The 8,486-nt window shown below is 52.8% G+C and carries 11 protein-coding genes; 6 read left to right on the top strand and 5 right to left on the bottom strand.

Annotated features, from left to right (window positions below; all coding sequences use genetic code 11):
* The 4 genes from AC9UEO_RS13130 to AC9UEO_RS13115 all read left to right on the top strand — a co-directional run.
* Positions 1-858, top strand: an 858-nt coding sequence (locus tag AC9UEO_RS13130; protein ID WP_509534357.1) for a penicillin-binding transpeptidase domain-containing protein, incomplete at its 5' end; no start/stop codon positions are given.
* 27 nt (positions 859-885) lie between these two features.
* Positions 886-2,853, top strand: a complete 1,968-nt coding sequence (gene pknB, locus AC9UEO_RS13125) for a Stk1 family PASTA domain-containing Ser/Thr kinase (RefSeq protein ID WP_509534354.1) — start codon at positions 886-888, stop codon at positions 2,851-2,853.
* Between the two features lie 52 nt (positions 2,854-2,905).
* Positions 2,906-3,115 (top strand): hypothetical protein, encoded by a 210-nt coding sequence (locus AC9UEO_RS13120; protein WP_509534352.1) that lies wholly within the window; start codon positions 2,906-2,908, stop codon positions 3,113-3,115.
* The gene (locus AC9UEO_RS13115) at positions 3,112-3,501 is read left to right on the top strand and encodes a type II toxin-antitoxin system death-on-curing family toxin (protein ID WP_509534349.1); all 390 of its coding nucleotides are present in this window, start codon (positions 3,112-3,114) and stop codon (positions 3,499-3,501) included. The genes AC9UEO_RS13120 and AC9UEO_RS13115 overlap by 4 nt, the downstream gene beginning before the upstream one ends.
* Here AC9UEO_RS13115 and AC9UEO_RS13110 read toward each other — a convergent pair.
* Positions 3,498-4,073 (bottom strand): anthranilate synthase component II, encoded by a 576-nt coding sequence (locus AC9UEO_RS13110; protein WP_509534347.1) that lies wholly within the window; start codon positions 4,071-4,073, stop codon positions 3,498-3,500. The two genes, AC9UEO_RS13115 and AC9UEO_RS13110, sit on opposite strands and share 4 nt — an antisense overlap.
* 85 nt (positions 4,074-4,158) lie before the next feature.
* Between AC9UEO_RS13110 and AC9UEO_RS13105 the strand changes: the two genes are divergently transcribed.
* Both AC9UEO_RS13105 and AC9UEO_RS13100 read left to right on the top strand, forming a co-directional pair.
* Complete coding sequence (locus tag AC9UEO_RS13105; RefSeq protein ID WP_509534344.1) at positions 4,159-4,464, top strand: cell division protein CrgA; 306 nt, start codon at positions 4,159-4,161, stop codon at positions 4,462-4,464.
* Between the two features lie 96 nt (positions 4,465-4,560).
* Positions 4,561-5,217, top strand: coding sequence for a DUF305 domain-containing protein (locus AC9UEO_RS13100; protein ID WP_509534341.1), 657 nt, complete (start codon positions 4,561-4,563; stop codon positions 5,215-5,217).
* A gap of 10 nt (positions 5,218-5,227) precedes the next feature.
* On the opposite strand, the gene AC9UEO_RS13095 is transcribed toward AC9UEO_RS13100, so the two are convergent.
* From AC9UEO_RS13095 to AC9UEO_RS13080, 4 genes are all read right to left on the bottom strand, one after another.
* A complete protein-coding gene (locus AC9UEO_RS13095) occupies positions 5,228-5,491 on the bottom strand; it encodes a hypothetical protein (protein WP_509534338.1) in 264 nt (87 codons plus the stop codon).
* A 24-nt stretch (positions 5,492-5,515) separates the two neighbouring features.
* Positions 5,516-6,685, bottom strand: a complete 1,170-nt coding sequence (locus tag AC9UEO_RS13090; RefSeq protein WP_509534335.1) for a thiolase family protein — start codon at positions 6,683-6,685, stop codon at positions 5,516-5,518.
* Positions 6,686-6,768: 83 nt separating this feature from the next.
* Entirely contained in the window at positions 6,769-7,212 is a 444-nt protein-coding gene (locus tag AC9UEO_RS13085) for a MarR family winged helix-turn-helix transcriptional regulator (RefSeq protein ID WP_509534333.1), read from the bottom strand.
* A 9-nt stretch (positions 7,213-7,221) separates the two neighbouring features.
* Positions 7,222-8,457 (bottom strand): NAD(P)/FAD-dependent oxidoreductase, encoded by a 1,236-nt coding sequence (locus tag AC9UEO_RS13080; RefSeq protein ID WP_509534330.1) that lies wholly within the window; start codon positions 8,455-8,457, stop codon positions 7,222-7,224.
* Positions 8,458-8,486 lie beyond the last annotated feature (29 nt).

Here is an 8,486-nt window from a genome sequence, read left to right as displayed (position 1 = left end):
CAAGAGCGATACATGCCAGGTTCGACATTCAAGATTGTCACCACAACTGTTGGTCTTGAAACGGGAAAGATTGACATGATGAGCGTGTTCAAGAATGAACGCTCGTGGGTGCCACCAAATACAAAGAAGCCGATTCGTAACTACGGCAAGAAAGTATGTGGTGGCGACTTGGCTGAAGTGTTCCGCCGCAGTTGCAATATTCCGTTTGCGCAAATGGCAGTGGACATCGGGCCCGACCTGATGGTGAACGGTGCGAACAGATTCGGATTCGATGAACGCATTCCGTTTGATCTTCCCGGTGCAGCAGCCAGCACCTTTGGTGGCACCGCTGTGGACTTCGTTGATTCGTTGGCGCTTTTAGCGATTCACGGTTTCGGCCAAGGCCAAGTGCAGATCACTCCATTACAAATGGCGATGATTGCGGGGTCTGTGGCTAACGGCGGCGTGATGATGAAGCCGCATGTGATTGATTCGACCCGCACTCGCAATGGCACCGTGATGAGTACCACTGCCCCAGAAGCATGGAAGACCCCGATGTCCCCCGCCACTGCTGCAACCATGACGCAACTGATGATTGGTGTTGCGCAGTCGGGAACCGCGGCGTGTTGCCTTCAGTTGAATGGTGGCGTTTCTGTTGCGGCAAAGACCGGAACAGCGCAATTGAACGCCGAAGGCGAAAAACAGCGTTCTCATGCGTGGATCACGGCTTTTGCCCCAGCCGAGGCTCCGCGATTCGTTGTCTCGGTATTTATTAAAGGTGTGAATGATGCCGTGAGCGCCAGCACTGGTGGGCGTTTGGCTGGCCCTGTTGCCCGCGAAGTGTTGAATGCGGCGTTGGCTCTGCCCACAGCCCCATAGCCAGCACGGGTAACCTCTACTAGCCGTATGTCGAACCAGAATCCCCAAGTCATTAACGAGCGCTACGAGATTTCTCGGCGTATCGGTCGCGGCGGAATGGCCGATGTCTTCCTGGCTCGCGACTTGCTGCTCGACCGCGATGTGGCCGTGAAGGTGCTGTTCCCGGAACATGCCGTTGACCCGAACTTTGTGGAGCGCTTTCGCCGTGAGGCCCAGAGCGTTGCTGGCCTGAACCACCCGAACATCGTGGGCGTCTACGACTGGGGCCAAACCGGCAACACCTATTTCATGGCTATGGAATTCGTGAAGGGCCGTACGTTGTCTGATGCGTTGCGCCGCCAAGGCCGCATGACATCTGTTTCTGCTGCTGGTGTTGGTGCAGCTATTGCTAACGCGTTGGCATATGCGCACCGCAACAATGTGGTGCACCGTGACATTAAGCCTGCGAACATTTTGTTAGGTGAAGATGGCGCAATCAAAGTAGTGGACTTCGGTATTGCACGCGCCCTTGATGCCGGGCACGAAGGTGGCCTGACACAAGACGGCGCTGTGATGGGCACCGCAACGTATTTCTCACCAGAGCAAGCAAAAGGCGAAGGCTTGGACCTTCGTTCAGACTTGTATTCGCTCGGCGTTGTTCTGTATGAGCTTGTTGCTGGAAAGCCACCATTTGCTGGTGATTCTGCGCTAGCCACTGCATATAAGCAAGTGAATGAAGCTGCGCCTCGTTTGCGTGACTTGGTGGCTGATGTACCGTTGGCGCTTGAAGCAATCATTGCGAAATGTCTCACAAAGAATGCCGACATGCGTTACAACAACGCAGAGCAGTTGCGCGATGACTTGCGCCGGTTCATGAATGGCGAGCCAACTCTTGCAGTTGATGAAGCGCGTATTCGTTCAGGCAAAGCACCACTTGGTACTGCGAATCTTGATCAAGCCACAACAATGATGGCGCCTGTTGAAGGCGACTCTGCATCAACACAAATGTTGCCGCGCACCAGTGTGATGCCAGCAACCATGGCGCCTGTTGAAAATTTGCCTGATTACGACGATGATCGACCAAGCAAACGTAGCTATGTAGTGGGTGCAGCAGTTGCAGGCATTGTGATTCTTGGCGGAATCATTTTCCTTATTTCCACACTTGGCGGTTCATCTGGTGTTGCAGTGCCGAACGTTAAAGGCGTTACGTGTGATGTTGCCAAGTTGAAGTTGGAAGAAGCAAAGTTCATTGTTGCCTTCAACCCACCAGAAACAGTGTGTGATGCGACGAACATTGTTGCTAGCCAAGTTCCTGCTTCGGGTGATCTTGCAAAGACTGGTGAAGCAATCACCTTGGTATTCCCTGTTGCGCAAGCCGATGTGCCGGCGCTTCTTGGTCTTACTGCTGAAGCGGCACAAGCTGCCGTTGAAGGTGCTGGCTTTGTGTTCGTTAAAGGCCCCGACGTCATTGATAAGACATACGCAATTGGTCAAGTTGCAGTGCAAACACCTGGCGGTATGACAAAACTTGCAAAGGGTCAAACAGTCACAGTGAATGTGTCTGGCGGAACCGGCCAGTTGGCAGTGCCGAATGTTGTGATTGGTCAGACAACAGAATCAGCACAAACGTTCCTTGTTGCCGAGCCATACAAGTTCGTTGTCACTGTGACACCAGAGCCAAGTGCAACTGTTGCAAAGGGCATCGTGATTCGTACTGATCCGGTGCAAGGTACTTTGGTTGATGCTGCATCACCGATAACGATTTTTGTTTCAAGCGGACCAGCACCAGTTGCGATGCCGAACGTGAAGGGTCAGACCGAAGCTTCTGCAGTTGCCGCACTGACCAAGTTGGGGCTTACAGCCACTATTGAATACGTCGACCTTGCTGCTGGCAATGCGAACGTGGGCAAAGTAATTGCTCAAGACACAGCCGCAGCCAGCATGGTGAACCCAGGTTCAGCCGTGGTACTGACGGTTGGCCGCGATACCGCAGTCACAGTCGCCCCTGCCGGCTGACCCATCTCCTTATCGGGGTTGCGTTCTCATGATGTCGTGATATCATGATGTCATGGCAAAGCAAACCACAGTGCGGCTTCCCGATGATCTTGCGGACAAGGCTGAAGTAATAGCCCGTACCCGTGGGACCAGCGTGAATCAACTCATTATCGATTCACTAGTAATCGAAATCGATCGTGTCCGTTCGGACACCAGTTTTATGTCACGCGCAAAAGAACTCGTCGAACGTGACAAAGAAATTCTTGACGAACTAGCCAAGTGAATTACCTCAGCCTCGCTGAAGCACTCGTGCTCGGCCAGCTGGTCACTGGAATAGATGCAGTCACTCTTTATTCAATTTCGCGCACTGACCTCTTGGATTCGGCTCTTCATGCGCCGCAAGCCGGATTCGGTGACGATGATTTCTATGCCGATTTCTTTATGAAGGCCGCGGTCTTATGCACGCGCATTGCACGAAATCATCCACTACCCGATGGAAACAAGCGCTTGGCATGGATCTGTCTTCGCAAGTTCTGCGATATGAATGACTTCCGACTTGATGTACCAACGAACGATGCAATACGCACTGTCTTTGCAGTTGCTGCAGGTGAAATATCTGAAGACGAATTATGTGAATGGATCAGTCGTAACGCGACAAAGATGATCTAGCCGCAGCGGCGAAGGAAGTTGCTCAACAGGTCGTGGCCTGATGCAGTCAAAATACTTTCGGGGTGGAACTGCACGCCTTCAACATCGAAATCACAATGGCGAACGCCCATGACAATTCCGTCCGATGTTTGTGCAGTCACTAACAAATTTTCTGGCATTGTTGCTGCGTCAATAACGAGTGAGTGATAACGCGTTGCTTCAAGTGGCGATGGCACACCTTCGAACACGCCGGTGTTGTTATGTGTGATGAACGAAGTTTTTCCGTGCATCAGTTCTGGTGCGCGCACAACATTGCCGCCATACACATGACCAATTGCTTGATGACCTAAACACACACCGAACACGGGCACTGAACCTGCGAAGGCAGAAATGGCATCACAGATAATTCCTGCATCTTCAGGGCGACCAGGGCCAGGTGACAACAACACGCCGTCTGGTTCAAGAGCAATGGCTTCAGCAACTGAGATCTGGTCGTTACGCACCACGATCGGCTCGGCACCAAGTTCGCCCAGATATTGAACGATGTTGTACACGAAGCTGTCGTAACTGTCGATCACCAGGATTCGTGCCATGCCATAAGCCTGCCGTGTGAATGACCCTTTTGTGAAACGAATTGTGCGTGCGTGACTGTGGGCGCTGGCGTTCTACACTTGCGACGTGGCAACTAAGAAGAAAAAAGGCGGACGCGTAACCCCGAAAGGCGGAAACAAACCCGAGCATCATTTCGGTCATCAGGACCCTTCGGTCAATGCGAGCAGCCGATACACCCCACCTGTTCCGGTGTATGAAAAGCACAGTGCGCCCTGGGTGCCCGTGTTGATGTTTGTTCTGCTGGGCCTTGGCGCCCTTGTGATTTTGTTCTATTACTTGGGTTTCGTGCCCGGTGGACGTAGCAATTGGTACCTGGCAGCGGGTCTTTCCTCGCTACTTGGTGGTTTGTACACAGCCACGAAATACCACTAGTACCCGGCGGTACTGCCCACAGGGCATAGCCCTATCACAGTTACACCGATGTAGTTTTCCCGTGTTTATCCACAGATTGTGGACAAAAAGCCGTGTGTGACGCAACTGCCCACAGGCGCTGTTAGTTCTGCCTTACGCTTTGAACTTATGAGAATTCTCCCCACAAAAATCAATCTGGGCGCCCGATCCCTTGGAATCGGGCTTGTGATGGCGCTGACCTTCGCGGGGTGTGGAGGCTCATCTGTCTCTGATGTTGCTTCTAAAGCTGTTGATGCCGCAAAAGATGCGATTGGCTTCAATGACTCTGACGTCAATTTTGCACAGATGATGATTCCTCATCATGAACAAGCAGTTGAAATGGCTGACATTGCGCTTGACCCAGCAGTTGGCGCAAGCGACGCGGTGAAGAAATTGGCGACACGCATCAAGGGTGCGCAAAATCCGGAAATAGCAAAAATGAAAGCCTTTCTCACGTCGTGGAAAGAGCGCATTACCGGCGATTCATCAATGCATCACGGTGACTCGATGAGCGGAATGTTGAGCGCTGATGCCATGAAGAAATTGTCCTCATTGCGTGGTGCTGAATTTGACCGTGCATGGATGACCGACATGATCGAACACCATGAAGGTGCCATTCAAATGGCTAAAGACGTTTTGAAAGATGGAAAAGACTCAGCGGTGAAGACACTGGCGAAATTGGTAACAACTGTTCAAGACTCTGAGATTCTTGAAATGAAAAAGTTGCTCGGCTAAAGCCCGCTAGTTATTCGATCGGGGCGACCAGGTCCATGTCTTCCAAGCAATGGCGTGGAGGCGGCGGGTCTTCGTCGGGCGCCATCACCATGCGGATTTCCACTCCGCACACGCTGCAGCGATAACGCACGTTGATACGACGCATCTCACCAGATGGTGGAGGTTCGGGCAACGTTGAGGTCATTGACTTCAACATGCCAAGCCCGAATTTCCAGACATAGCGCATGATCAGTAAGCCAAAGGCAAACCAGATGATGGCTGAGAATGTGGGCATGGCTCCCAGCGTAATGTTCAGGATTTAGCCCAGGCGTTCGATGATGGTGGCGTTTGCCATACCGCCACCTTCGCACATTGTCTGCAAGCCGTAGCGACCACCGGTGCGCTCAAGCTCATTCAACAATGTTGTCATGAGACGAGTACCGCTGGCACCGAGTGGGTGACCAAGAGCAATAGCGCCGCCGTTGACATTGACTTTGTTCATGTCTGGGTGCAGTTCCTTTTCCCACGCAAGAACAACTGAGGCAAATGCTTCGTTGATTTCGGTGAGGTCCATGTCTGCCATGGTGAGGCCAGCGCGCTGCAATGCTTTTTGTGTTGCAGGAATTGGAGCTGTGAGCATGAGTTGCGGGTTGTCGCCTGCAAGACCAAAGTTCACGAAACGTGCGCGCGGTGTGAGACCAAGTGCGCGACACTTTTCTTCGCTCATGATCAACATTGCTGATGCGCCGTCTGTGATTTGGCTGGAGTTACCTGCTGTTACGCGGCCACCTTCTTCTTCACTGCGGAACGCTGGCTTCAGTGTCTGCAATTTTTCATACGGGGAATCACGGATGCCTTCGTCTGTTGTCATGAGGATTCCCTCAGAGTCGAGCACTGGCAAGATCTCGCGTTCGAAACGGCCTTCTGCTGTTGCACGCGCTGCATATGCCTGCGAACGTGCTGCGAAACGGTCCATGTCTTCGCGGGTGATGCCCCACTTGTCAGCAATCATTTCTGCGCTGATGCCCTGTGGAACCAAACCACCATCTGGTGCGTAACGGGCACTGACCATTGGGCCAAACGGATATCCGTACTTGCCATCAGCAACTGCAGAACCCATTGGAACGCGTGTCATTACTTCAACACCTGCTGCAATAACGATGTCGTAAGCGCCGGCCATGACGCCTTGTGCTGCGAAGTGTGCAGCTTGTTGGCTGGAACCGCACTGGCGGTCAACGGTGGTGCCGGGAATTGTTTCTGGCAGACCAGCAGCAAGAACTGCGTTACGTGCGATGTTGAGGCTCTGCTCGCCCACTTGCATAACGCATCCCATGATGACGTCGTCAATTTGTGTGGGGTCAATGCCGGTGCGTGCGACAAGTTCGCGCAATGCAACACCAGCGAGATCAACGGGGTGCCAATCTTTGAGGCGACCGTTTCTCTTTCCGAGTGGTGTACGAAGTGTGTCAACGATGACTGCGTTTTGCATATTGCCCTTTCGGCGTCGGGAACGACACCCAAAGTCTTACCGTTACGCGCACTTTCACCAAAGTCGGAGAAAATGGAGCCTCTTTATTCGGCTTCAAGGACCTTGCTGAATACCCGGTGTAAAGCCACAACATCTGTTTCCGTAAGCCAACTGGTGAACACCCGACGCACGATTCGGTAATAGGTGGTGCTAGCGGATTTCCATACTTCATGACCAGTGGGCGTCAGCACAAGCACGATTGCACGACCGTCATCAGCCACTGATTTCTCGCGTGCAACATATTGCTTTTCTTCCAGTTTGTCGATTTGGCGCGACAGGCTGGACGGATGCGTCATCACGCGTTCGGCTAATTCATTGAACCGCAGTGACTTCTCATCGCTCATGGCAAGAGCATCAAGAATTTCGAACCACGGCAATTGCAGGCCTTCGTCTTCTTCAAGCGCACGAGACAGCATCTTGTTCATTGCTGCATGAGCCGTGAGGAATGACCGCCATGCATCAAGTCGGTCTGCGTCGGGCAATGCCATGACTACAACTTACTTAGTCTGTGCAGCCACCACGGTGGCGAAGTGTTGCAGCGCGTCGTAACGCGAGGTGTATGTCGACAACATTGCACGGCTTGGCATCACCAACTTAGGCATGCTGACTCCGAGAACACCTGTGAGTCGATCATTTGTGCTGTACATCGCGCACCATCTGCCATCAGCAACATTGCCTGCCACTACATCAACAGTGGACGTTGCAAATGCGCGGCCAAGAAACTGAATGCGAGCATCGAATTGGTCGCTCCAGAAAAAGGGCACAGCTGAATACGGCTGCATCGGTTCATTGCGCAAGGTTGCCAACAAGTTTTGGGCAGCTACTGCGCCTTGTTCAGCGGCATTGGTCCAGTGTTCAACTCGCATTGTGGGTTCAATGTCTTTGAACATGCCGTTTGGCCAACGCAGAACATCGCCAGCAACGAACACATTTGCTGGGCCAGCATTCAGATTCGCATCACACACAATGCCGTCGTCAATGGTGAGACCGCTTTCATTGCACCACTGTGTGGCGGGCGCTACTCCGACGCCGACAATGACTACATCAGCTTCAATGGTGTCGCCGTTTGTCAAAGTGACTCCGGTGACCTTGGTATCGCCATTGATTGATGCAACCTGCACTCCGCAGCGAATAGCGACGCCATTGCGTTCATGCACAGCACCAATTGCGGCGCCCATCTCTGGGCCGAGCGCGCGAATCAGTGGAGCATCTAAGCCTTCAAGCACCGTGACTTTTGCACCACGCTTGGTTGCAGTTGCCCCAGCTTCTAAACCAATGAACCCCGCACCGATCACAACTACACGAGCGCCTTCAATAAGTTCGTCGCGCAATGCAGATGCGTCATCAAGTGTGCGCAACACGTGTACACCAGCAATGTCTGGTTGGTTCGGTAACCGACGCACGAGACCGCCCGTTGCGATGATGAGGCCGTCGTATGAAACCTGAGAGTCATCAGCCAACGTGACAACAGATGACTCAGTGTTCAACGATGTTGCAGGTTGCCCGAGCATCCAATTGATGTTCAATGAGTACAAGTCGTCGGCTTTGCGCAACGCAATACGATCTGCATCCCAATCGCCTGCCAAGAAGTTTTTTGACAACGGTGGCCTGTCGTAGGGCATGTGCGCTTCTGCGCCGATCATGGTGAGGGCTCCGGCAAATCCATTCGAGCGCAAGGTCTCTGCTGCACGCACGCCAGCGAGCGATGCACCGATGATGACAATTGTTTCCACTCGAAGAGGATACGAACTATCTCTTCAGA

This window comes from Limnohabitans sp. (genome assembly GCF_040401495.1).
Taxonomy (GTDB): Bacteria; Pseudomonadota; Gammaproteobacteria; order Burkholderiales; family Burkholderiaceae_C; genus Limnohabitans.
The sequence above is the reverse complement of the archived record's forward strand: the minus strand, read 5'-3'. Positions and strand labels throughout refer to the sequence as shown.

Excerpts from the sequence above, each read along its gene's own strand:
- AC9UEO_RS13090 (WP_509534335.1), bottom strand. The coding sequence starts at position 6,685 with ATGCAAAACGCAGTCATCGTTGACACACTTCGTACACCACTCGGAAAG.
- AC9UEO_RS13110 (WP_509534347.1), bottom strand. The coding sequence starts at position 4,073 with ATGGCACGAATCCTGGTGATCGACAGTTACGACAGCTTCGTGTACAAC.
- AC9UEO_RS13120 (WP_509534352.1), top strand. The coding sequence starts at position 2,906 with ATGGCAAAGCAAACCACAGTGCGGCTTCCCGATGATCTTGCGGACAAG.
- pknB (WP_509534354.1), top strand. The coding sequence starts at position 886 with ATGTCGAACCAGAATCCCCAAGTCATTAACGAGCGCTACGAGATTTCT.
- AC9UEO_RS13095 (WP_509534338.1), bottom strand. The coding sequence starts at position 5,491 with ATGCCCACATTCTCAGCCATCATCTGGTTTGCCTTTGGCTTACTGATC.
- AC9UEO_RS13085 (WP_509534333.1), bottom strand. The coding sequence starts at position 7,212 with ATGGCATTGCCCGACGCAGACCGACTTGATGCATGGCGGTCATTCCTC.